Origin of the sequence: Streptomyces sp. NPDC056738 (genome assembly GCF_042790435.1) — a bacterium.
Classification (GTDB): Bacteria; Actinomycetota; Actinomycetes; order Streptomycetales; family Streptomycetaceae; genus Streptomyces.
In genome coordinates, this window is the sequence record NZ_JBHTZF010000010.1 from 8,613 (window position 1) to 31,902 (window position 23,290).

23 protein-coding genes, 1 tRNA gene and 1 pseudogene are annotated in these 23,290 nt (G+C 71.5%); 14 read left to right on the top strand and 11 right to left on the bottom strand.

Going from position 1 to position 23,290, the window contains the following annotated elements; all coding sequences use genetic code 11:
* The 7 genes and pseudogenes from ACFRIC_RS25250 to ACFRIC_RS25280 form a co-directional block, all read left to right on the top strand.
* Window positions 1-1,062 (top strand): annotated as a pseudogene (locus tag ACFRIC_RS25250) (Ig-like domain repeat protein); the annotation flags it as partial.
* 419 nt (window positions 1,063-1,481) lie between these two features.
* The gene (locus ACFRIC_RS25255; protein WP_382789658.1) at window positions 1,482-1,604 is read left to right on the top strand and encodes a lasso RiPP family leader peptide-containing protein; all 123 of its coding nucleotides are present in this window, start codon (window positions 1,482-1,484) and stop codon (window positions 1,602-1,604) included.
* A gap of 6 nt (window positions 1,605-1,610) precedes the next feature.
* Complete coding sequence (locus ACFRIC_RS25260) at window positions 1,611-3,464, top strand: asparagine synthase-related protein (protein WP_382789661.1); 1,854 nt, start codon at window positions 1,611-1,613, stop codon at window positions 3,462-3,464.
* A complete protein-coding gene (locus ACFRIC_RS25265) occupies window positions 3,442-3,702 on the top strand; it encodes a lasso peptide biosynthesis PqqD family chaperone (protein WP_382789664.1) in 261 nt (86 codons plus the stop codon). Before ACFRIC_RS25260 ends, ACFRIC_RS25265 begins: the two co-directional genes overlap by 23 nt.
* Window positions 3,699-4,133, top strand: coding sequence for a lasso peptide biosynthesis B2 protein (locus ACFRIC_RS25270; RefSeq protein ID WP_382789667.1), 435 nt, complete (start codon window positions 3,699-3,701; stop codon window positions 4,131-4,133). Before ACFRIC_RS25265 ends, ACFRIC_RS25270 begins: the two co-directional genes overlap by 4 nt.
* A 284-nt stretch (window positions 4,134-4,417) precedes the next feature.
* Window positions 4,418-4,702 carry a DUF1876 domain-containing protein gene (locus ACFRIC_RS25275; protein ID WP_382790438.1) on the top strand — a complete coding sequence of 95 codons (285 nt, stop codon included), beginning with the start codon at window positions 4,418-4,420 and terminating at the stop codon, window positions 4,700-4,702.
* A gap of 498 nt (window positions 4,703-5,200) precedes the next feature.
* Window positions 5,201-7,546, top strand: coding sequence for a tetratricopeptide repeat protein (locus ACFRIC_RS25280; protein ID WP_382789670.1), 2,346 nt, complete (start codon window positions 5,201-5,203; stop codon window positions 7,544-7,546).
* A gap of 250 nt (window positions 7,547-7,796) precedes the next feature.
* Here the strand turns inward: ACFRIC_RS25280 and ACFRIC_RS25285 are convergent.
* Window positions 7,797-7,872 (bottom strand) — tRNA-Arg (locus ACFRIC_RS25285).
* A 310-nt stretch (window positions 7,873-8,182) separates the two neighbouring features.
* Between ACFRIC_RS25285 and ACFRIC_RS25290 the strand changes: the two genes are divergently transcribed.
* The 4 genes from ACFRIC_RS25290 to ACFRIC_RS25305 all read left to right on the top strand — a co-directional run bounded on the left by ACFRIC_RS25290 (window position 8,183) and on the right by ACFRIC_RS25305 (window position 14,741).
* The gene (locus tag ACFRIC_RS25290; protein ID WP_382789673.1) at window positions 8,183-9,790 is read left to right on the top strand and encodes a dynamin family protein; all 1,608 of its coding nucleotides are present in this window, start codon (window positions 8,183-8,185) and stop codon (window positions 9,788-9,790) included.
* Window positions 9,791-9,951: 161 nt separating this feature from the next.
* A complete protein-coding gene (locus ACFRIC_RS25295; RefSeq protein WP_382789676.1) occupies window positions 9,952-12,045 on the top strand; it encodes a GTPase in 2,094 nt (697 codons plus the stop codon).
* Between the two features lie 563 nt (window positions 12,046-12,608).
* Window positions 12,609-13,076 carry a single-stranded DNA-binding protein gene (locus tag ACFRIC_RS25300; protein WP_382789679.1) on the top strand — a complete coding sequence of 156 codons (468 nt, stop codon included), beginning with the start codon at window positions 12,609-12,611 and terminating at the stop codon, window positions 13,074-13,076.
* A 174-nt stretch (window positions 13,077-13,250) separates the two neighbouring features.
* The gene (locus ACFRIC_RS25305) at window positions 13,251-14,741 is read left to right on the top strand and encodes a Cys-Gln thioester bond-forming surface protein (RefSeq protein WP_382789682.1); all 1,491 of its coding nucleotides are present in this window, start codon (window positions 13,251-13,253) and stop codon (window positions 14,739-14,741) included.
* A 147-nt stretch (window positions 14,742-14,888) separates the two neighbouring features.
* Here the strand turns inward: ACFRIC_RS25305 and ACFRIC_RS25310 are convergent, their stop codons facing one another.
* Window positions 14,889-15,656, bottom strand: coding sequence for a YcnI family protein (locus ACFRIC_RS25310; protein ID WP_382789684.1), 768 nt, complete (start codon window positions 15,654-15,656; stop codon window positions 14,889-14,891).
* A gap of 31 nt (window positions 15,657-15,687) precedes the next feature.
* The gene (locus ACFRIC_RS25315) at window positions 15,688-16,275 is read right to left on the bottom strand and encodes a hypothetical protein (RefSeq protein ID WP_382789687.1); all 588 of its coding nucleotides are present in this window, start codon (window positions 16,273-16,275) and stop codon (window positions 15,688-15,690) included.
* Between the two features lie 128 nt (window positions 16,276-16,403).
* Here ACFRIC_RS25315 and ACFRIC_RS25320 point away from each other — a divergent pair, with 128 nt between their 5' ends.
* Window positions 16,404-17,363 (top strand): D-2-hydroxyacid dehydrogenase family protein, encoded by a 960-nt coding sequence (locus ACFRIC_RS25320; RefSeq protein WP_382789690.1) that lies wholly within the window; start codon window positions 16,404-16,406, stop codon window positions 17,361-17,363.
* A 220-nt stretch (window positions 17,364-17,583) separates the two neighbouring features.
* On the top strand, window positions 17,584-17,886 hold the full coding sequence (locus tag ACFRIC_RS25325) for a chaplin (protein WP_382789692.1): 303 nt from the start codon (window positions 17,584-17,586) through the stop codon (window positions 17,884-17,886).
* A gap of 141 nt (window positions 17,887-18,027) precedes the next feature.
* Here ACFRIC_RS25325 and ACFRIC_RS25330 read toward each other — a convergent pair whose 3' ends face one another.
* The 8 genes from ACFRIC_RS25330 to chpG form a co-directional block, all read right to left on the bottom strand.
* A complete protein-coding gene (locus tag ACFRIC_RS25330; RefSeq protein ID WP_382789695.1) occupies window positions 18,028-18,894 on the bottom strand; it encodes a tyrosinase family protein in 867 nt (288 codons plus the stop codon).
* On the bottom strand, window positions 18,878-19,450 hold the full coding sequence (locus tag ACFRIC_RS25335) for a tyrosinase family oxidase copper chaperone (RefSeq protein ID WP_382789697.1): 573 nt from the start codon (window positions 19,448-19,450) through the stop codon (window positions 18,878-18,880). Before ACFRIC_RS25335 ends, ACFRIC_RS25330 begins: the two co-directional genes overlap by 17 nt.
* A gap of 155 nt (window positions 19,451-19,605) precedes the next feature.
* The gene (locus tag ACFRIC_RS25340) at window positions 19,606-20,124 is read right to left on the bottom strand and encodes a hypothetical protein (RefSeq protein WP_382789700.1); all 519 of its coding nucleotides are present in this window, start codon (window positions 20,122-20,124) and stop codon (window positions 19,606-19,608) included.
* A gap of 116 nt (window positions 20,125-20,240) precedes the next feature.
* Window positions 20,241-20,894, bottom strand: a complete 654-nt coding sequence (locus ACFRIC_RS25345) for a vitamin K epoxide reductase family protein (protein ID WP_382789703.1) — start codon at window positions 20,892-20,894, stop codon at window positions 20,241-20,243.
* Window positions 20,894-21,391 (bottom strand): DUF5949 family protein, encoded by a 498-nt coding sequence (locus ACFRIC_RS25350; protein ID WP_382789706.1) that lies wholly within the window; start codon window positions 21,389-21,391, stop codon window positions 20,894-20,896. The genes ACFRIC_RS25345 and ACFRIC_RS25350 overlap by 1 nt, the downstream gene beginning before the upstream one ends.
* Before the next feature lie 165 nt (window positions 21,392-21,556).
* Complete coding sequence (locus ACFRIC_RS25355; protein ID WP_382789709.1) at window positions 21,557-21,796, bottom strand: chaplin; 240 nt, start codon at window positions 21,794-21,796, stop codon at window positions 21,557-21,559.
* Window positions 21,797-21,895: 99 nt separating this feature from the next.
* A complete protein-coding gene (locus tag ACFRIC_RS25360) occupies window positions 21,896-22,198 on the bottom strand; it encodes a hypothetical protein (RefSeq protein ID WP_382789712.1) in 303 nt (100 codons plus the stop codon).
* Between the two features lie 186 nt (window positions 22,199-22,384).
* The gene (gene chpG / locus ACFRIC_RS25365; protein WP_339129423.1) at window positions 22,385-22,624 is read right to left on the bottom strand and encodes a chaplin ChpG; all 240 of its coding nucleotides are present in this window, start codon (window positions 22,622-22,624) and stop codon (window positions 22,385-22,387) included.
* Window positions 22,625-22,948: 324 nt separating this feature from the next.
* On the opposite strand from chpG, the gene ACFRIC_RS25370 reads away from it, so the two are divergent.
* Window positions 22,949-23,251 (top strand): hypothetical protein, encoded by a 303-nt coding sequence (locus tag ACFRIC_RS25370; protein ID WP_382789717.1) that lies wholly within the window; start codon window positions 22,949-22,951, stop codon window positions 23,249-23,251.
* Window positions 23,252-23,290: the final 39 nt, after the last annotated feature.

Consider the following 23,290-nt stretch of genomic DNA (forward strand, 5'->3'; position numbering starts at 1 on the left):
ACCTTCACCTTCACCGACACCCCACCCGTCGAAGGCGACGCGAAGTACACCGTCTCCTACGCGGGCGACACCACCCACGGCGCCGCGTCGGGCTCCGACACGGTGGCCGTCTCCCGGACCGCGACCACGGTGACGGTGAGCGCGCCCGCCACGGCCACCCGCGCCAAGCCTCTGACCGTCACCGGCAAGGTCGCGAACACCGACGCGCTGCCGGCCGGCACGGTGCTCACGGTGAAGCGGACGGACCTGGAGTCGCCGTCGGGCAAGGCGCTGGCCTCGGTGAAGACCAAGGCCGACGGCACCTTCTCCTTCACCGACACCCCGCCCGCCGGCGGCGCCGTGAAGTACACCGTCTCCTACGCGGGCGACGCGACCCACGGCGCGGGGTCGGGCTCCGACACCGTGGCCGTCTCCCGGAACGCGACCACGCTGAGCCTGAACAACAACGGCACGGTGTACTCGTACGACAAGGACGTCACCTTCACCGCGCACCTGGGCACCACCTACAAGAACCGCACGGTGGAGATCTGGGCCAACCCCTTCGGCTCGGACAAGCCCGACGTCCTGGTGAAGAGGGCGACCGTCAACTCCAGCGGGAACGTCTCCGCCGTGGTGGACATGAAGCGGGACACCACGGTCACCGCGGTCTTCGCCGGTGACGCCCGCACCGCCCCGAAGTCGGTCAAGGTCACCGCGTACGCGCAGGTGAGCGTCTCCACCTCGGTCACGAAGCACTACAAGACGGGCAAGGTCGGCGGGAGCTCGGAGACGTACTACTGGTTCCGCAAGAACGTCGGCCCGCTGTTCACCACCACGATGAGCTACTACCCGGGCCGCCACCACCGGCTGGACGTCGACGTCTACGTCCAGGGCCAGTGGCACCGCGGTTTCGAGGAGTACTACGCGCTGGGCGCCGACGGCAAGAGCGTCATCGACCTCGGCTCCTCCGACGAGGCGGGCCTGCGCGTCCGGATCCGGTCGGCCTACGTCAACGACTCCTCCGGCGACACCGTCAACTCCACCACCTACAGCTCCTGGAAGTACCTCTACTTCACCAACTGACCCGAGGCGCCGGGCCGTCGGCGGGGAGACCCAGACGGCCCGGCGGCCGAGACTCAAGCGATTTCGATCAGAGACTGTCCTTTTCGGTCACTTCGAGGCCGCGGTCGGGTGGCAGTGGACAAGGCCGGGCGCCGAGGCGCTGCCGCTCGGCCGCGCCGACGGCCGGGCCACCGCCGACCTCGCCACCGTCGCCGCCCCACCGCCCCGCTTCACCCCGGCCCGGCTGGACGCACCCCGGCCGGGTGGTCGCGCTCCGGCCCGATTGGACGGGCTCCAGCCCGCTTCACCCCGTTCCGGACGGGCGCGTCAGATCGGCCGAAGATCGACGGCCGACGCCGGGATGATCGCCGCGATCGTTGATCGCTGTCCGACTAACTCCTAGTGTCGTCAGGCCAGTTGACATTCACCAGGGAGGTTCCGTGGAAGAGCAGACAGACGAGCCGTACGTCGCTCCGATGCTGATCGAGGTCGGTGAGTTCAGCGAGGACACGCTCGGCTTCGGCGGGTGGCACCTCGACTCGATCTTCGGTCTCTACACCTGATCGACGATGCCGTTCGTGATCTTGCCGGACACGGCAGCCGCCGCGGCGATGCGGGCGCGTACGGCGCTCGCCTCGCCGCGCGCGGTGTCGCACGTGTCGGGCCGGCCGTGGCTGGTGGGTTCCTGGACGGACGACCGGATCACGGTGGCCACGGCCGGCCCGGTGCGGGTGGCGGTGATCGGCGACTGCCCGTTCGGTACGGAACGGCTGTCGGAACTGGCGGCCTCGATCACCACCGTCGCCGACGTGGACGGCCTGATACCACTGCTGCCCGGCACGGCTCACCTGGTGGTCTCGACGGGCGGCCGGGTACGTGCGCAGGGCAGCGTCAGCGGGCTGAGCCGGATCTTCCACGCCCGTCTCGACGGCGTCGATCTGGCGTCAGACCGGGCCGATGTACTGGCCGAGACGCTCGGCGCCGCGATCGACGAGGAGTCCCTGGCCGTACGGATGGCCGGCGGCCTCGCCCTGCCACCTCCGCTGAACGAGCGGTGCCTGTGGTCGGGAATCTCGTCCCTGGCCCCGGAACGCTGCCTGGTGTGGACCCGGGACCGGGCCGAGGAGCGCGTGTGGTGGAACCCTCCCGCGCCGCGACTGGGCCTGAGCGACGGCGCGGTCGGCGTACGCGAGGCACTCGCCGCGGCGGTGGGGGACGGCGCGCCGCTCCGCGGACCCGTGAGTGCCGACCTGTCCGGCGGAATGGATTCGACGTCCCTGTGCTTCCTGGCCGCCCGCCACACACCGGAACTGCTGACGCTGCGCTGGGCCGAGGCCGACACGGCCAATGACGACGCCGACTTCGCCGGCCTGTCGATCAAGGCCCTGGACCGGGCCGAACACCTGGTGGTCACCCAGCGCGAGCTCCCCTCGATCTTCGACCTCGAAGGCGTACCGACCGATCCCGAACAGCCCATGGTCACCGTCCGCGCGCTCGCCCGGTTGCACCACAACGCGCGACTGCTGGCCCACCGCGGATCCCGCCGGCATCTGGCGGGCCACGGCGGGGACGAACTGTTCGCGCCCGCCCCGGGCCACCTCGCCCCGTTGCTGCGACGCCACCCGGTGCTCGCGCTCCGACGGCTCCGCCAGAACCGGGCGCTCAAGCGCTGGCCGCTGGGCCCGGCCCTCGCGGGCATGCTGCGCCCGGGAAACGTGGCCGACTGGTGGCAGGCCCAGGCGGACGGCCTCGGCGCGCCCCGCCCGCCGCGGGCACCGGCCATGGGCTGGGGCCTGCACGCCGTACAGGTCCCGGACTGGATCACCCCGGCGGGCCGCGACCTGGTCCGCCAGGCACTGAGAGACACCGCGCGGCGGGCCCGGCCACTGAGCGAGGATCTCGGCCAGCACCAGACCCTGCTCGCGGTCCGCACCACCGCGGCCCACTACCGGCTCATGGCGCGGCTCTTCGCCGACGCCGGAGTGCACCTGGACCTGCCCTACTACGACCAGCGCGTGATCGACGCCGTCCTCCGGGTACGGACCCACGACCAGGCCGATCCGCGGTCCTACAAGCCGCTGCTGGCCACGGCGATGCACGGCGTCGTGCCGCCGGCGATCCTGGGCCGCGCCACCAAGGGCGAATTCGGCCAGGACCTGCGCCACGGGCTCACCGAGAACCTTCCCGCGATCCTGAGCCTCTTCGGCGACTCCGCGCTGGCCGAGCGCGGGCTCGTCGACATCGACGCCCTCCGTCGCCGCCTCCTGGCGCCCCAGCGTGACCTCACCGCCGTCTTCGCGCTCGAAGCCCTGCTCGGCTGCGAACTCTGGCTGCGTGCCGCAACCCGACCCGCGGCACGGACCGCCACCACCCGCCCCGTCGCACAGACTGTGGAACCCGATGCCCCTGCACCTGCACCCTGACGTGGTCACGACCGACACCGACGGCGGCGCCGTCCTGCTGCACCTGCGCACGGGCCGCTACTTCCAGCTCAACACGACCGGTACGAGCGTGCTGCGCGGGCTGCTCGACGGCGGCACGCCCGACGACGTCGCGGCCGAACTCGTCCAGCGCCACAGGATCGGGTCCGAGCAGGCCGAACACGACGTCCACGCCATCCTGGACCAGTTGAACGCCGCCGGCCTGGTGGTGACCTCATGAGCGTCCCCGTCACCCTGGCCGAACGGCGGCGGCTGCCTCCGCACCGACGGGTACTGCCCCTGCTGGCCGTCGCCCTCGCACGTCCCCTTTCCACCGTCAGGCCCGCACGGCTGCGCCGGATCCTGGAACTCTGCCGCCGCGGCGCCAGGCCCGCCGGTGCCGACGATGCCCTCGCCGCACGGCAGGCGGTGGTGTCGGTCAGCCTGCGCTGCGCCGGCCAGCACTGCCTGCAACGCTCCATCGCCACCGCCCTGCTCTGCCGGTTCCGGGGCACCTGGCCGACCTGGTGCACCGGTGTGCGCACTCAGCCCTTCGCCGCCCACGCCTGGGTGGAAGCCGAGGACCAACTCATCGGTGAGCCCTACCCGAAGGGCCACTACCGGCCGCTGCTGACCGTCGGCCCCGTACCGGACAAGGCCGCCGACGCCTGAGCCCGTCCCGGCCGGCACGCGACCTCCGACGTACGGACGCCCGACCCTGGTCGCGCGAACGCCTGAGCCCGCCCGCGGGGCTCGACGCCGGACGCGACGGCCGGACGACGGCCGCGGTCGCCCCACAGCCACGGCCGCGGTCCCCACAGCCACGGGCGCGCCGCCCCCTGTGACCCTCCGTGACCCCGCGCGCCCCCGCCTCGTGCCAGGACGGCCGGAGGAGCACACTTTTCTTAGGGGATTCGCCGGGGGCGGCTGCTTCGGAGGTGATCGCTATGACACAGATGACAGCGATGGAGGCACGGACCACGGTCGGCTGGCACGTCGAGCTGGAATTCCAGGAGGACGACCACCGCACGCGCGCGGCCGCCCTGCTGCGGCTTCCCGACGGCAGCGAGGTACGGGCCCACGGATACGCCAGCCGCCACCCCTCCGACTCGAACCAGCCCAGGGTCGGCGAGGAGGTCGCGGGCGCGCGGGCCCTGAACGAGCTCGCCATGCAACTGCTGACCAAGGCCCACGACGAGATCGACGCGGCCTCGGGCAGGACGTCCCACACACTGAGGTGACACCGCCGGACTCACCGAGGTGATCGGCGGCCGCCTGCGAAATGTTCCGCCGGACCACGAAGCGGCGACTCTCAAATCAGCCCGCGCGGGATGTCGCCGGGGCGCCGCAGATTCAAGCGCGCGAATGGTCATGTCGCCGCAGTCTCGCGTGCGCTTTGGCTCGAACCGCTTTGCGTCGACGCCATCGACACGATCGCATTTCCGGATCTCGCCTCGGGCTCCGACCAGTGCCAGATTCGAGCAGCGGGCGATTCGGCCTCGTCCGAACGTCATCAACGGCAGCCTCTGCTCGGGCCCGCGACCAGTCGATGGTGTGGCTGGGTGGGGAGCTCCTTGGGGAATAGAACTGCCCTACGCAGCAACACCTATTGGAGTCCCGCGATCAGCCCCTGGAGGTGCCGGCTCACTGGGCCTCGACAGGTCGGCTGGGCCATGGAACCGTTCTCTCTACGGATGCGCTGAGTCGTCCGGACAAGCGGTGCTCTCAGGGGGTTGGGCGTGCGGCGCAGCCGAGCGGTGCGGACACGTGCCGGAGCAGGTGCCGCCATCACCGGACTGGGAGCCTTTGTCGCGGTGGTGATGGGGACCGTTGCCGAGCGTGCAGGCGCTGCGGTGCCGGAATGGGCCGGCCACCCCTGGGTGGTCTGGACGATTTTCGGATTGCTCAGCGTTTTGAGCGCGGTCCTGGCCACCGCGAGCCGTCGACTGGAGGTTCCGGCCGAGGACAGCAGCGGATTGGCATCCGGTGCCCGGACCGGTTCACTGCACCCGCCGCACGTGGTCCTTGAGCACGTGCACGGGCGCGAGCGGGAACTCGCCCGCCTCATGGCTCTGCTCAAAAATCCCCACGGCCGGTTCGCTGTGGTGTGCGGGGCAGGAGGCATGGGCAAGACAACGCTTGCAGCAGCACTTGCCGAGCAGGCCCGCCGCGACGGGTACGCGGTGTTCTGGATTCGCTGGCGCGGTCCGGAGATCCTCTCGGACGACTTCGTCCAAACAGCAGTTGGCTGCGGTCTGCCGCGCAGCGCGATCAGCGCGGCACAATCCGGCAGCGACAATCTGCCCGACACCGTGTGGCGCCAACTCGCCGGAAAGAAAAAGTGGTTACTAATCGTCGACAACCTCGACGAGGCCGAACAGATCAGCCTCGAAGGCGAGCGTGTCGCCGACTACCGCAGTTGGGTCCGTCCCTACGGGCGCGGTCTGTTCCTCGTCACCAGCCGTGACACGTCATCCACCACCTGGGGACCTGCCGCAGAACTGATACGGGTCGAGCCGCTGGACGTCGCGGCGGGCGGCAGGGTCCTGCTGGACAACGCACCTGGTGGCGGTACGGCAGCCGAGGCTGAAGCTCTTGCTTCCCGGCTCGGCGGGCTGCCGCTCGCCCTGCAGGCAGCCGGGTCCTACGTGACTGGATCCACCAGCAGACACCGTGGCTTCGCCGCTTATCAAAGCGCGCTGGAAGAGGAGTTGACTGCGTTGGTGGGAGCCGATCACCCACGCCCCGATGATCCGAACGCCTCCAGGTCCACCGTCCGGCGCACCTGGGAGGTCTCGCTGGATCAACTCGACCGAGAAGGCATTCCGCTGGCCCGTCCGCTACTCCGCCAACTGGCACTGTTCGCCCAGGCACCAGTGCCACTGGCCATCATTACACCGGAGCTTCTCACTACGGCCCTCCGTCAGCCCGTCGGCCAGGCCGCCGTCGACCAGGCCTTGGCCGGCCTCGAGCGCTACGGCTTGCTCGGCGTACCGGCAGAACAGCGGCACCCATCCGGCGCCGGGCCTTACGCCGGGCGCAGCGTCACCCTCCACCCACTCGTCCGCGAGATCACCGCGCTGACTGTGACCGCCGACGAACCGGACCGTCTCCAACACTACGAACAAGCAACGGTCAACGCCCTGCGTGGCGAGGTTGCGGCGCTCAGGATCGTCGGCACGGCGGGCTGGAACGCCGCACGGTTGCTCGCCCCGCATCTGCCTCTTCTTCTCGACCATCCAGGTCTCGTCCCAGCCGAGGACGCCTGCGCCGCGCTCAACACGCTGGCGGATGTGCTGGGCGACGCCGGAAGCTACGCCCTCCAGCTCAGTCTGCGGCAGGCCGTTCTCGACCATCACGTCGAGTCTCTCGGCGACCATCACCCCGACACCTTCACTGCCCGCAACCACTTCGCCAACAGCCTTCACTGCCTCGGTTGGTACGAACGGTCGGAGAGTATCCATCGCCAGAACCTTGCCGACCGGATGCGCGTGTTGGGTCCAGAGCATCCCGATACGCTCACGAGCCGCAACAATGTTGGATACGTACTGAACCTCCGCGGCCAGTATGCCGAGGCCGCCACCCTGCACGCTCAGGTGCTCACAGACCGCACCAGGCTCCTTGGGGAGGATCACCTCCTGACCCTGACCAGCCGCGACAATCTGGCCAAGTCATTCGGCCGGCTTGGTGACGCCTCCGCGGCGATCACGCTCCACACCCAGAACATCGCCGAATGCACCCGTGTACTGGGCTCGGACCATCCCCTAACGCTCACGAGCCGCGACAACCTCGCCGCCGCGGTCAACCGTGGCGGCGATCCGGCCCGCGCCGCAGAACTGCACCAGGCCGTGCTCAGAGATCGCACCCGCACCCTCGGCCCGGACCACCCGCACACGTTGACCAGTGGAAACAGTCTCGCGGACGCTCTGCACCGCCTGGGCAGACACACCGAGGCCGCCGAGTTGCTGGAACGGATCCTCACCGACCGCGTGCGCATCCTTGGCGCCGATCACCCGGACTCTCTGGGCACCCGGTTGCAACTGGCTACGTGCCGGTCCGAGTCCGGGCGGCAACAGCGACGCTGAAGCCACCCCGCTCCTCTGGCTCGAATCGTTCTCTCAAAGCCAACAGGAATCTTCCCGGCCCGCCGGATAGCGGACCACCACGTGCCCCAGAAGGTGGGCTCCGGTACGACGGCCACCCGCGAAAGCCGGGTCACAGCCGTACGGCCCCGGACCCATCCCTTGATCATCGAGAAGGTGTTCGGGGCCTCGCCGTATCGAGTGAACCCTGCTTCGACCAGCAAAAAGCCCTCCCGAAGGGGAGGGCGGAGACTGGCGCCCCCGGCAGGACTCGAACCTGCGGCCAAGCGCTTAGAAGGCGCCTGCTCTATCCACTGAGCTACGGGGGCCGGTTGTGTCGGCCTGTGTCCTGGTGCCCGGGTGTGGGCGGATCCGTGACCTTGCCGGGGACAAGGATAGGGCTCCCACATCCCTGTCCCTCGCGCTTCGCCTCCGTGGCTCGATGTGGAGGTTGCGTGAAGCGGTCCTGATAATCGCAGGCGGGTACGAATCGTGCACCGCTTTTGGCGCCTCGCGCATCGGGTGTTGTGCACTCGTTATGCCTGCGCCCCAGTCATCCCTTCCGCCCCGTGTGTCCTGTCGGCGCGCAGACATACCCATATGCTTCAGAAAGACTCCAAAATTGGGCATTCTTCGCATGTGGTGACCTTGGACGTACGGCCTCAGCTGCTCGACGCACTTTCCGCCCTGCGCGACCGTGTCGCCGCCGCACGCTTTCCGCTGCCCCTGGCAGGGGCTCCACGCGCGCGTGCCAACCGCGACGAACTGCTCGCACAGCTCGACGACTATTTGGTGCCCCGGTTGAGAGAACCCGAAGCACCCCTTCTCGCCGTCATCGGAGGGTCCACCGGTGCCGGCAAGTCCACCCTCGTCAACTCCCTTGTGGGGCGCCGGGTCAGCGAAGCGGGCGTCCTGCGCCCGACGACCCGTACCCCGGTGCTGGTGTGCCATCCGGAGGACCATCACTGGTTCAGCGGAATGCGCGTGCTGCCCCAGCTCACGCGCGTGTGGATGCCCCATCGGGAGCCCGGCGACGATCTCCCCGCCACCACCGAACGCGGCGAGCGCGTGCTGCGGATCGAAACCGCCGACACGCTCCCCCGCGGCCTCGCCCTCCTCGACGCGCCCGACGTCGACTCCCTGGTGGCCGAAAACCGGGTACTGGCCGCCGAACTGATCTGCGCCGCCGACATCTGGGTGATGGTCACGACGGCCGCGCGGTACGCGGACGCCGTGCCCTGGCATCTGCTGCGTACCGCCAAGGAGCAGAAGGCCACCCTGGTGACGGTCCTGGACCGGGTGCCGCACCAGGTGCTGTCCGAGGTCTCCCGGCAGTACGGCGCGCTGCTCACCAAGGCCGGGCTCGGCGAGGCACCCCGCTTCACCGTGCCCGAGCTGCCCGAGTCCGCCTGGGGCGGAGGTCTGCTGCCGGCCACGGCCGTCGCCCCGCTGCGTACGTGGCTCACCCACCAGGTCCAGGACCCGGGAGCCCGTCACGGGGCCATGGCCCGTACCGCCCATGGTGTCCTCGACTCGCTGAAGGCGCGGATGCCGGAACTGGCCAGTGCCACCGCCGCACAGTACGCCGCCGCGACCCGGCTCACCGCCGCGGTCGACGGGGCGTACGACAGCGAGCACGCACGCGCGAAGGGACGCCTGCAGGCCGGAGCCGTGCTCTCCGGGGACGCGCTCAAGCGCTGGCGCGCCTACCCCCTCGACTGCACCGCCGAGGAACTGCTCGACGCGCTCGTCGAGAGCCTGTCGGCCCTGCTGCTGTGTTCCGTCACGGCCGCCGACGAACGCGTGGACGACGCCTGGCGCCGTGAACCGGCCTCGGCCGCACAGGGGCTGACGGACCGTGATCCGGCGCTGGAGAGCGCGGAGCACCGGATCGGCATGGCCGTACGGCGCTGGCGGCGCGTCCTGGAGGAGTACGCCGAGGACGAGGTGCGCGATCTCGACAAGAGCGTCGCGCCGGACTCCGCGGTCGTCGCCGCGCTGGTCGCCACCGCGCTCCTGGGCGGCCGCAGGGCGCGCAACGCGGGCGAGGGACTGGCCGAGCGGATCGGGGCCCACGGCGCGCTGCGGCTGCGCGACAAGGGCGGCCGGCTGCTCACGGACCTCGTCGACAGGGCACTGCAGACCGAACGCGAGCGCCGGCTCGCGCCCCTCGAAGCGCTCGACGTCCATCCGGAACCCCAGGCCGAACTCATCGCCGCGCTGTCCGTACTGCAGAAGGAGAGGTGACCGCGGTGACTGCCGTCACTGACCACACGGATCAAGCCGATCGTCCCGGGGACGGGGGGACCGGAGACGGAGGCCCCGGGGACGGGGGACCCGGAGTCGGGCGTCCCGGAGACGGGCGGCCGGAGGACGGCCGTCCCGCCGAGGGCCACTCCGGGGACGGCGTGGGCGAGAACGCCACCTCCCGCGACAACGCCGCCTCCCGCGAAATCACCCCCTCCCAGGCGGTCGCCTCGGACGACAAGCACACCGACCGCGCGGAGGGTGCGGACGGCGTGAACGGCGTGAACGGCGTGAACGGTCTGAACGGCGCGGACCGTGCGGCCCCTTCCGGTGCCCGGTCCCTGGAAGGCGCCGGAGAGGCCACCGGGGCGGCCACCGGGGACGACCGGGCGGGTGGCGGCGTACGGACCGCACGGAGCGACGGTACGAGCGGACAGGGCGCCTCTCGGGACGCCTCCTCCGGAGCGGAGCCCCCCGCGCGTGGGGAGGGCGACGACCCGGCACGCTCGGAGGACGGCCCCGTCTGGGACGACGGCCTCATCGCGCGGCGCGTGACGGAGGCGGCCCCGGCCCGGTACCAGACGCCGTTGGCGGAGACCAGGACAGCCGTCCCGGCGGTGCCCGCCCCCCTCGCGTACGACGGGCCGCTGCGCTCGCGCCTGGACGCGCTCCGCGAACTGGTGGGACTGTCCCGCGCCCGGCTCGACAGCGGAACGCTCGCCGAGGCGGGCCGGGTCCTGGACGAGGCGGCGGCCCGCCGCAGACTCTCCGGGGAACACACCGTCGTCGCCATCGCCGGCGCCACCGGCAGCGGCAAGTCCCAGCTCTTCAACGCGCTCGCGGGCGTGGCGATCTCGGAGACCGGCGTCCGCAGGCCGACCACCTCGGCGCCGATCGCCTGCACCTGGAGCGACGGCGCGGCCACCCTCATCGACCGGCTCGGCATCCCCGGGCGGCTGCGCAGACGCCCGTTGCAGAGCGCCGAGGCGGAGGCACAGCTCCGCGGCCTGGTCCTGATCGACCTGCCCGACCACGACTCGGCGGCCGTCCAGCACCGCGAGCAGGTGGACCGGGTCCTCCGGCTGGTCGACGCCGTCATCTGGGTGGTGGATCCGGAGAAGTACGCCGACGCCGTGCTCCACGAGCGCTATCTGCGGCCGCTCGCCGGGCACGCCGAGGTCACCTTCGTGGTCCTCAACCAGGTGGACCGGCTCCCCGGAGAGGCCGCCGACCAGGTGCTCGACGATCTGCGGCGGCTGCTGGACGAGGACGGCGTCGCGCTCGGCGAGTACGGGGAACCGGGCGCGACCGTCCTGTCGCTGTCCGCGCTCACCGGCACCGGGGTCCCCGAGCTGCGGGAGTGTCTCGGCCAGTTCGTGGCGGACCGGGGCGCGGCCGCGCGGCGGATCTCGGCCGACCTCGACGCGGCCGCGGCGCGGCTGCGCCCCATCTACGCGACGGGACGGCGGGTCGGGCTCAGCGAGGAGGCGCGGGACGAGTTCGCGGACCGGCTCGCGGACGCGGTCGGCGCCGTGGCGACCGGCGAGGCCGCCGAACGGTCCTGGCGCCGCAACGCCAACCGCGCCTGCGGCACCCCCTGGCTGCGGCTGTGGCGCTGGTACCTGGAGCGGCGCGAACCCCCGACCGGGCGGCTGCCCGTGCGCGCTCCCGCGGACGAGGAGGCCACCGCCCGCCAGCGGGTCGAGCAGGCGGTGCGGACGGTCGCCGAACGGGCCGCGTACGGGCTTCCCGCGCCCTGGGCGCAGGCGGTGCGCGAGGCGGCCGTACGGGGCGCGCAGGGGCTTCCGGAGGCGCTGGACGACATGGCGGCGCGGGCGACGGCACCGGCCGGACGGCCGCCGCGTCCCGGCTGGTGGCCCGTCGCGGTGCTGGCGCAGGCGGCGATGACGATCGTTCAGGTCATCGGCGGGCTCTGGCTGGTGGGCCAGATCATCGGGGTCATGGCGCCGAACCTCGGGGTCCCGGTGCTGCTGATGGTGTCGGGCATCGTCGGCGGCCCGGCCGTGGAGTGGGCCAGCAGAATGGCGGCCCGCGGGCCGGCCCGGCGCTACGGCCTGGAGGCGGAGAGACGATTGCGCGAGGCGGCCGCGGCGTGCGGCAGGGCCCGGGTGCTGGATCCCGTGGCGGCGGAACTGCTGCGGTACCGCGAGGTGCGGGAGCAGTACGGGCGGGTCGTCGGAACGGTGCCGGCGGGGACGGCGGGGACGGCGACGGTGGGTGCCGCCGTCGGGTGAGCCGGTCGGGCGGCCGACCCGGCCATCCGCTCGCGCGGCCGACCCCGGCTACCCCCTCGGGTGGCCGACCCGGGCCATCCCGTCCGCTGGTCAACCCGGGCTACCCCCTCGGGCGGCCGACCCGGGCCCCCTCGGGCGGCCGACCCGGGCCATCCCGTCGGGTGGCCTGGTCCCGTACCCCGTCGGGTGGCCTGGTCCCGTACGCCGCCGAATGGCCTGCGCGGGATACCGCACCGGGGGCCTGCTCGGGATACCCCAGCCGTCGGGTGGCATGCTCCGGGCGCCCCGGCCGTCGTGTGACCTGACCGGATACGCCGGCGGGTGGCCTGCCCGGGGTTACCCCGGCGTCGAGTGACCTGACCGGGCACCCCGTCAGATGGCCCGCTCGGGCCACCCGTCGGACGACCGTCCAGGGCCACCCGCTCGGGTGACGCGGTTTTCCACAACCGCCCGGCGGCCCACAGGGCCCAGCGCGCCCGGCCCGGCGGAGGCAGTCTGATCTCGCGGCGATCGCAGCGCATGCGGTCGCCACGGCAGACGCATCCGTACGGGAGGGCTTGACGATGAACGAGACGATGGTGTGCGCGGTGGGCAACGTGGCGACACAGCCCGTGTACCGGGATCTGGCGAACGGCGCGTCGGCGCGGTTCCGGCTGGCGGTGACCTCGCGGTACTGGGACCGCGAGAAGAGCGGGTGGACGGACGGGCACACCAACTTCTTCACGGTGTGGGCCCATCGCGCGCTCGCGACGAACGTGGGCGCCTCGGTCTCGGTGGGCGATCCGGTCATCGTGCAGGGCAGGCTGAAGGTGCGCACCGAGACGCGCGACGGGCAGAGCTGGACGTCGGCGGACATCGACGCGGTGGCGATCGGCCACGACCTCTCACGCGGCACGTCGGCCTTCCGGCGTCCGTCCAAGGAGGGTGAGCCGACCGCGGCGCAGCGCCCCGAACCCAGTTGGGAATCGGTCCCCGACACCCCGCCGGATGGCGCGACCCAACCGCGTCCGGAACCGGCCGGGGTGACGTGATGTCAGCGGAGTGATCGATCCGACCGAACTGCGGCTTATCGACAAATACATGGCGAACAGCCCTTATAGCTTTGTCGATAGTCGCAGTTCACGGAAGCGATCGCGATAACGATTCCGAGTCAGATCTGTTGTCGGACGACATGACCGGGAAGAGCGATGCGGCGCTTCTTTAGGATGCCGAACACAGCTCTCGGGGCTTCTGATTCTGCTGGCGGGACCGTCCCCCATGTCAAAGGGTCCTGCGCGAAGGGGAATTCTGTGTCTTCTGCGTTCTCTGTGTTGTCAGCACGCGGGCGAGGGGCAGCCCGTCTCGCCGCAGCGGCCCTCGTGTGGGGGCTCGCCGCCGCGGGGACGGTCGCCGCCGCCGGCACGGCCGACGCCGAGGAGATACCGCAGAGCCAGGCCGGAGCGAGCGCCACGATAGGCGACCTGAAGACGTACGGTTCCGCGGTCATCCACGAGAACGGCGAGGACTCCTGGGTCTCGGCCGGGCTGTTCGAGATGACCGTCGAGAACGGCGGCATGCTGCAGACCTATTGCATCGACCTCCACAACCCGACCCAGCGCGACGCCCGTTATCAGGAGACCTCCTGGAACGGCACGTCGCTGAGCGGCAACAAGGACGCGGGCCGGATCCGCTGGATCCTCGAGAACTCCTACCCGCAGGTGAACGACCTGGCGGCACTGGCCGAGAAGGCCGGTGTCTCCGGTCTGACCGAGCAGGACGCGGCGGCCGGCACCCAAGTGGCGATCTGGCGGTACTCGGACGGCGCCGACGTGGACGCCGCGGACCCGCAGGCGGAGAAGCTCGCGGACTACCTGGAGAAGAACGCGCGGAGCCTGCCGGAGCCCGCGGCCTCACTGACGCTCACGCCGGCCGCGGTGTCCGGCCGGCCCGGTGAGCGGCTCGGCCCGGTCACGGTGCACACCAACGCGGGCAGTGTGACGGTGACCCCGCCCACGGGTATCGCCGCCGCCGGGGTGAGGGTCGTCGACAAGGACGGCAGGCCGGTCACTTCCGCGACGGACGGCAGCCGGATCTACTTCGACGTGCCCGAGGACGGCGCGGACGGTTCCACCTCGCTCACCGTGCAGGCTTCGACGACCGTGCCGGTCGGCCGTGCCTTCACCTCGGAGACCCGCAGTCAGACGCAGATCCTCGCCGGCTCCAGCGAGTCCACGGTCTCCGCGACGGCGAGCGCGAACTGGGCCGCCAAGGGTGCGATACCCGCCCTGTCCGCCCAGAAGAACTGCGCCAAGGGCGGTGTGGACATCACGGTGGCGAACAAGGGCGACGCGGCGTTCACGTTCGAGCTGATGGGCGACGAGCACACGGTCGCGGCCGGGATATCCGAGACCCTCACCATCCCGCTGCAGGAGGACCAGGTCTACGACTTCACGATCGGCGGCGCAGACGGCGGCGGGAAGCGGTTCAAGGGCGTGCTGGACTGCAAGACCCAGGGCACGGCGAGCGACCTCTCGACCCAGACGCTGAGCGAGCCGAGCCCGGCGTCGGTGGGTGGTTCCGGCGGGGGCACCGACCTCGCCGAGACCGGCGGCTCCGGACTGACTCCCGTCATCGCGGGCGCGGCCATCGGTCTCGTCGTGATCGGCGGTGCCGTGATGGTGCTCCTCGGCAGGAAGCAGACCCCGCCGCAGGCCTAGGGCCTGTCTGACGCGTGTCGGCGAAGACTCGCCCGCCCGCCGCGCGGACGACGCGACGGTGCGGACACGCACGAGAAGTCGCCGCCGCCCCGCAGTGTCGCCGCCGCCCCGCCGACGTGAGTTGACGGGGCGGCGACAGCGGCAGGGCTAGGAACGGGCGTTGCGGACGCGTACGACGGCGAACGCGGCCGCGAGCAGACCGAGGACGCCGACGATCAGGCCCGCGGTGCCCAGGGCGCGCGCGGTGGAGTCACTGCTCTTGGCGCTCGCGGTCGACTCCTCGGCGCCCGAGGACGAAGAGGACGAGGACGGGGACGACGCGTCGGAGCCGGAGGCCCCGGTCCCGGTCGAGGCCGGCTTCTCGGCCGCGCCCTCGGCGGTGAGGGCCAGCACCGGAGCCGGGCTCTCCGGCTCGTCCCCGCCCTTCTGCGCCTGCTCGATCCAGCGGACCACCTTGCCGTCCGAGTAGGTCTGCAGCGTCTTGAAGGTCAACTGGTCGACGTCGTCCGGGAGCTGACCGAAGGCGACCTGGAAGTCCTGGAACTCGCCGTGGCGGATCCGGCCTCCGGTCCAGGTGATCTCGGAGACGGCGTCCGTGATCGTGCCGTCGTCCGTCTTGACGGGCTTCTTCAGCTTCACGGTCGTCGCCTTCGCGGTCCAGCCCGCCTGCGGGGTGACCAGGACGCCCACGACCGGGTGGTCGGTGGGCAGGAAGATCTGCACCTTGGTGGTGCTGGCGGTGTCCTCCTCGTTGGGGACGCGGAAGCTCAGGAGGCCGTCCGTGGCTCCCTTGGCATAGCTCTCGGGGTGGACCGTGACATGCGCGAAGGCCGCGCCGGCGGCGGCCAGGACGCCCGCGGTGGCGAGGGCGGCGACGGTGCCGGTGCGGCGCAGAGTGGTGCTGATCGGGGACATCCGGGGAACTCCGTACTGAGGGGGAACGTGGTCAGGTCGTGAGGGCGAGCCCGGCCGGCGGTCCCCGGCGCGTGACGGCGTGACGCAGCAGCGCCCGGCCGAGCGGCCACGGTTCGGCGGGGGTCCGGCCCACGGCACCCTCGTACGGCCGCACCGGGGGCGGACCCGTCCTCGACCTCCACCACGCGGCGAGTCCCGGCACGAGTGTCGCGGCACGGCGCAGCAGGGACCACAGGGCCGCCTCGCCGCGCCGCAGCCACCACGTCGCCAGCAGGGCGGCGGCGACGTGCGCGGCCGTGGCGTGCGGGGTCAGGGCGTGTGCGGCCGGGTGCGCCATGTGCATCCCGTGCATGTTCATCGTCATGCGCGGCCGGGCGGCCTCGAAGCCGAGGTGGAGGCCGGCCTGCGCGACGAGCATGGCGGCGCCTATCCCGGACAGGGACCGTTCGCGGCCGCCGAGCGCGCAGCCGGCGGCGAAGACGGCGAGGAGTCCCGCGCCCTCGGCGCGGAGCGGCGGCGCCTGGCCGGTGGCGAGGGCGTGCCCCCCGGCGGCCAGCAGCACGCACAGTACGGCGAACACCGCGGCGCGCAGACTCCGTACCGCCGGCGACGCATTCATAGTGCCCAGATACTGCCATGGGGAGGGAGTGACCGTCGCGGCTTCCCCCCGCGACCCTCGGTCCCGGTCCGCCGGGCTCCCCCGCTCACCGCTCGGGTAGGGTCCGGCTGAGCCTGAAGGGACCCGAAATGCGTCTTCGCTGTGCCGTGCTGGACGACTATCAGAGCGTCGCGACCCGGATCGCCGACTGGTCGTCCGTCGCGGACACCGTGGAAGTCACCGGATTCGACCGGCACTTCGGCGACGAGGACGCGCTGGCCGCCGCGCTGGCGGACTTCGACATCGTCGTCACGCTGCGCGAACGCGTGCCCTTCCCGGCGTCCTTGCTGGTCCGGCTGCCGCGGCTGAAGCTGCTGATCGCCTCGGGGATGCGCAACACGGTGATCGACTACGCCGCCGCCGAGGCGCACGGGGTGACCGTGTGCGGGACGCCGAGTTCCTCGACGCCCCCGGTCGAGCTGACCTGGGCCCTGCTGCTCGGCCTCGCGCGGGGAATCGTCACGGAGAGCAACTCCCTGCGGGAGGGCGGTCCCTGGCAGAGCACCGTCGGCGCCGATCTGCACGGCCGGCGGCTCGGTCTGCTCGGGCTGGGCAAGATCGGCGGCCGGGTGGCCCAGGTGGGGCTCGCCTTCGGCATGCGGGTGAGCGCGTGGAGCCAGAACCTCACCGCGGAGCGGGCCGAGGAGGTGGGCGTGGAACGCGCGTCCTCCAAGCAGGAACTGCTGGCGGACAGCGACTTCGTCTCCATCCACCTCGCGCTCGGCGACCGCACCCGGGGGCTCGTCGGCGCCGCCGAGCTGGCGCTCCTCAAGCCCACCGCCTACCTCGTCAACACATCCCGCTCGGCGATCGTCGACCAAGAGGCCCTGCTGGCCGCGCTGCACGCGGGGCGCATCGCCGGGGCGGGCATCGACGTGTTCGACATCGAGCCGCTGCCCGCCGGCCATCCGATGCGCTCGGCGCCCCGGCTGCTGGCCACCCCGCACCTCGGCTATGTGTCGCGGTCCAACTACGAGACGTACTACGGGGCGGCCGTCGAGAACATCCGGGCGTTCCTGGCGGGCACACCACTGCGCCGACTCGGCTGACCGCACCGCCCGCTGCACCGACTCGGCCCACCGCACTGCCCGCTCCCCCACCCGCCCGCCACTCCGGCCGCCCCGGGCCGGACGAACGGCCGTCCCCCCGGCCCCTGTTCGAACAGTGATCCCCTGGCGGAACGCCCGTGACCAGGTGTGGACGGACGCGTTGAAGGGGAAGTGCGGTCGCGTCCGAGCCATCGCACTCGTCGAGTCTAAGGAGAACGTGATGTCTCGCATCGCGAAGGCCGCCGCAGTCGTCGTCGGCACGGGTGCCGTGGCCCTCAGCGGCGCCGGCATGGCCATGGCTGACGCCGGCGCCCAGGGTGGGGCCGTCGGCTCGCCCGGTGTCCTGTCGGGCAACGTCATCCAGGCCCCGATCAACGTGCCGGTCAACGTGTGCGGCAACACGATCGACATCGTCGGCCTGCTGAACCCGGCGTTCGGCAACACCTGCGTGAACGGTGGCGGCCACCTCAAGGAGCACCACGGCGGCAAGGAGCACCACGAGGCCCACGGCTACGGCAACTGAGCCGGTCGTCCGGCACGCGCGAGGCCCCCGGCGGGACGTCACCGCCGGGGGCCTTGCCGTTCCCGGGACGCGTGGCCACGCGTCCCGGCAGATGTCTCTATGTGTACCAGTAGATGCCGGTACGCGCGCCGGAAACCGCCGCTAGGCGTAGCGGTAGATGTGACTGTGGTCCTCCATCGAGGCCGGCGTCACACCCCACGGGGGCATCTTCTCGTGGCGGGCGACGATGCGCCGGTACTGGGCGTCGCGGGCCCCCGGGGGACGCTCGGGCAGATAGCGGGCACCTCGGTGCTTCTTCTGCCAGCGCGACCACTGGAGGTCGACGAAGGCGTGGTGCAGCCAGAAGACGGGGTCGTTGACGGAGGCGCCGCCCAGCATGTGGCCGCCGACCCAGCGGTGGACCCGGTTGTGGTTCTCCCAGGTGGCGTTCCCCGTCCCGTGCCCCCATCCCTCCAGCCGGTTGCGGAAACCGCGCCTGGTCGTGGAGTCGTAGGGCGCCACGTCGTAGACCGGGTCGGCGAGGGCCGCGTCCAGCGTGGCCCGCGTGGGAAGTTGGATCGGCTTGCGCGGGCGGCCGAACTCGCGCATCAGGAACGCGCCGTCGGTCACGCCCTCCTTGATCGTCCATTTGCCCTGCGCGTAGGCGAAGGGTCCCGTCATGACCTGCCGGTCCGAACGCCGTCCGTCGCCGCCCAGCAGGTCCTTGGTCCACGGCGCGGAGGCCGGGGTGCGGTCCCGGGTCCAGTCCCAGTACGGCACGCTCACACCGGAGTCCACGCGTTGCAGCGCCTGCTCCAGGTCCAGCAGGAAACAGCGGTGCCAGGGCAGGAACGAGGGTGCCATGTGGGCCGCGCGCAGTCCGCCGTCGCCGTCGGCGACGTAGTAGTCGATGTGCCGGCGGACGAACTCGTCGTACTCCCCGCGGCGTTTGACCTCCAGCATGGCCTTGACGAAACGGCGGCGCTCCGCGCTCGTGAGGGCGCTGACGTTCTTACGCGTGTACACCATGGTGGTGGCCGCTCCCCTCCGTACCGCCGTCGCGGGTGCCGATCGTCGGCCCTCCGGAGCCGCCCGCCCCGCTCCCCATGCTCCCCATGCCCCCCATGCTTCTGAGCTGCTCGGCCGGGCCCAGTTGGTCCACGGCCGCGCGTGCCGCGGCCAGCGGTGTCGGATACGACTCGTAGTGGTCGACCATGCTCAGATAGCTGCCGTCCGCGCGGCGCATCAGATGCAGCGGGCGGCCGTCCACCGTGACCTGCCACTCGTCGCCCCCGTAGGCGGCCCGGCCGTCGGAGCCGCCGCGCGTGCCGAGGATGTGCCGGCCGTGGTACATCTCGTCGAAGGAGAGGTCCCGGCCGCGGTGGCGCGGCGGCCGTGAGGCCGCGACGACGGGGGCCAGCGCCACCCCGACGGCCGACACGAGCAGTCCCCGCATCGCGCCGCGCCGGGTGAGCGCCAGTCCGCCCGCCACGCGTCCCGTCCCGCGGCCCCGCGCCGGGGCGTCCGGCACCCGGCCGTCGCGCCCGCGCCTCGGTACTCTGCCCGGCATCCACCTGGCGAACATGCTTCTCTCCTCCACGAACTCATGCTGTGACGGTCGGTTTCGGGAAGCCCGACGGCGGCGGGCCGAGGGCCCACGGCGACGAGGGCCGGCGTGCCCCCGGGCGCCGGAGGCGGGCCCGAGGCGGGCTCAGGGGTCCGCGCCGCCGGACGGAAGGTCTAGGAACCGGAGCCCATCTCCAGGTTCGCCACCGGCACGGTCTTCAGCAGCGGTGTGAGCACGGCGGCCTGAGGCGTCTTCAGCCCGGGAAGACCGAGGTGGTCGGGGTTCGGCGCGCCGATCGGGGTGTCCAGGCTCGCTCCGGGGGTCAGCGCTTCGAGGCCGGCCGCGGGAGCGGAGAGCCCGAGGTGGTCGAAGCCGTGGCCGAGGACGCGCGGGAGCGGCGTACGGAGCCGGGCTCCGGGCAGCCCGCCGCTGAGGGGCACCTGCGGCACGGCCCGTTCGGGGATCATCCGGCCCTCGACGTACCGCGGTCCCTCCAGCCGGCCCGGCAGCGGCAACGGCAGTTCACCCGAGACGCTGGGCGCCTTCAGGCCGAGGGACCGCTCGACTCCGTCCAGCGGCACCGGGATCGGAACGGTGTCGGCCGCGACGGCGGGCGCTGCCGAGGCGACACCCACCGCCGCGGCCACCCCGGTCATGACGGCGGCGAGCGTTCCTCGTGTGGTCGGCTTCATCTCAGGTACGGGCCCTTTCAGGATTCGGCGGATCGGCGTCCGTACCCGTAACGATTCCGGGACGTCATCAGCTCAAGATTCCCCCGACGGCCTCATTAGTCGTCCGATAGGCGGATTCAGCTCGTCCAGAAATCCCACCAGCGGGTGAGGATCAGCATTCCGATGACGCCGATGTGCAGTGCCGGGAGAACCCAGGTGAACTCCGCGAGGAATACTTTCAGCCATTCCGGTGCGGGCAGGAATTCGTTCCGCACGTTGAACGACGTGACGTACCAGAACATGATGATCGTGGCGACCCAGGCCAGACAGCACCACAGACAGAGCGCGTTGATCCGGTAGAAGGACTGGAACTGGAGCCAGCTCACGAATCCGACGCCGAACAACGTGCCCGCGTTGAAGGTCAGCCAGTACCACCGCGGAAATCGGGCTCCGGCGAGCAGGCTGACGCCGACACAGATCACCACGCTGTACGTCACCAGGCCGAGCATCGGGTTCGGGAACCCGAAGGCCGAGGCCTGCTCGCTCTTCATGACGCTGCCGCAGGAGACGACGGGGTTCAGGCTGCAGCCCGGGACGAAGTTCGGGTTCTCCAGCAGCTTGAACTTGTCGATCGTGATGACCCACGCGGCGAGGAGGCCGGCCGCCCCGGTGATCACCAGCAGCGCCGCGAGGGCACGGCTGCTGCCTGCGGTGTGTCCGCGCGCGCCGTCGGCTCCGCCGCCCGTGCCCGGTGCCGCGCCGCCCGTCCCCCGCCCCGCGGCGGCCGTCATCAGCCGCGCAGCCTGCGCGCGGGCAGCAGCACGTGGGACGCGCTGAGCAGGGTCTCCTCGTCGCCCGCGAAGGCCGTCAGGTCCTCGGGTGCCACGGGGTGACCGGGCCGGGCGACGGGCCAGGCGCGGGTGGCGAACAGGAAGTAGGCGTAGCCGCGTTCGCCGACCGCCGCGAGCCACTCCGGCGGCGCGACGCACTGGGCGTTGAGGTGCGGCATGCTGACGACGGCCTGGCCGGCCTCGACGAGCAGGGTGAGGGGCAGGCTCGGCTGCCGGGATCCGTCGATGAGCGTGTCGCCCACGGGCAGTCCGTTGTCGATCAGGAGCTGCCGGATGGCCGCCGCGGATCCCTCGGGACCCCCGTCGCCGTCTCCCAGCGAGTAGGCGAGGAGATAGGGCATGTCGCCGTCGGGGGTTTCTCCGCTGAATGCCATGACGGCGAGCGTGCCGAGATCGGCGGCCCGAAGCGGGCTCATTTCACTTGAGGTTGAGGTCACCGCGGAACCTTATCGATGCGCCCGTTCGGGTTCTGCGCCGAAATCACCCGCCCGGGGGATGTCCGAGGGCGTGACCACACGAACGAGGTACGCGGCTCGAACAGCGCGAAGGGCCGATTCCGCACCTGGGGAACCGGCCCTTCCCGCCACTTCGGCCGTACGGCGTCAGTGGTTCAGGCAGGTGTTGCCGAAAGCCGGGTTCAGCAGGCCGACGACGTCGACGGTGTTGCCGCAGACATTGACCGGAATGTGAACGGGAACCTGCAGGACGTTGCCCGACAGGACACCGGGGGAATTGACCGCGGCACCCTCGGCGCCCGAGTCGGCGGCGGCGCTGCCCGCGGCGGCACCCGCGGCCATTCCGGCGGTGGCGAAAATAAGAGCGGCCTTCTTGGCAGTGTTCATTGTGAGCCCTTTCATCGGAGATTTTCTCCAGAGCCTAGGGAAATGCCCGACGCGCATTGTGGAAGACACGCACGCGGGAGATGCGAATAACGGATACGACTAACCCTGAAGGGGAAGTCCGCCGAGGAGCTGCGCCGGGGCGGCGGTCGTGTTGAGCGTCTTCGTCGCGTCGTTCACGCCGCTCAGCACGGAGCCCTTGCTCTCGGTGTCGAGCGCGTTCGACTGGTGCTGGAGGGGAAGAACGTCCTGCACGCTGAGCGAGTGCTGGCTGGTGACGGTCTCCAGGGCGCCGTTGAGGCTGGAGGGCGTGAGGCCGGAGGCTCCGGCGGCGAACGCGGGCGCGGCGGCACCGGCGACGACGAGGGACCCGGCGACCGCGGCGGCGGCCTTGAGAGACTTCATCGTGTTCCTTTCTTCGGCGACGGATGCCGCCGGCGGGAATTCCTCTGTGCGCTGCCTAACGAGCCCCGAACGCGACGGAAACTCCGCGTGCGGAAAATTCCCGTACCACCGGCGTGGGCCGCGACGCGGACCGGCCGCCCCCCGTTTCCGGAGAGCGGCCGGCCAGAAGGGTCCGCGATGACGACGTCAGCCGTTGACGCAGGTGTTCCCGAACGCGGGGTTCAGCAGGCCGATGACGTTGACGGTGTTGCCGCAGACGTTGACCGGGATGTGAACGGGAACCTGCAGGACGTTGCCCGACAGGACGCCCGGGGAGTGGGCGGCCGCGCCGTGCGCGCCGCTGTCGGCGGCGGCGATGCCGGCGGTGCCGGCCACGGCGGCGGCGGCAACGGAGGTCAGGGCCAGGCCCTTCGCGATACGCGACATGGAGAAGTGCTCCTTGAGAAATCGACACAACATCCGGGCGGGATGCCCGGCTCTGGTTCAACGCGTGGCGCTCACGCGGGTTGTGCCTCCAAAGGAGTGATGTCCGGGACGGCCGGGCTTCACCAATCCGACACACATCGTCGCTTTCACTGATAAATGCGGACACCGGCTAGAGTCGGGCTCTCCGAGGGCGTCCGGAAGCGGGCGTCGAGGGGCGCCGGCAGCTCGCGGGGAGCCGAAGCGCACGCGTCTGATGCATCGGATTCTCGGATTTCCGTCCGTCCGCTGGTCCAGAACCTTTTCCCCGAAAGGGCACCGCCGGTCATGCGAACTTCCCCGGGCCTGCCGCTGCGCCGTGCGATCGCGGGCCGCTCCGCCCCCGCCACCCTCCAAACCCCCTGCGGCCCGGCGTCCGCGGAGCCATCCCTCACCGGCAGGACGCGGCCCGCCAACTCCTCAACGGGCCGCCGCAGTTCCACGAGATCCGCCCTGCGCCACGACCCGGACCTCCTCGGTCCCGGCAAGGAGATCCGCGCCGGGGGTGACCAGTTGGCCATCCGGATCGTTTCGCAGCGGGACGCGGCCTGGGTCGGAGCACTGTTCGCCGCCGTCGCAGCGAAGCAGTGACGCGCGCCCCGGCGCGCCGCCCGTGAGCAAGGAACCGCG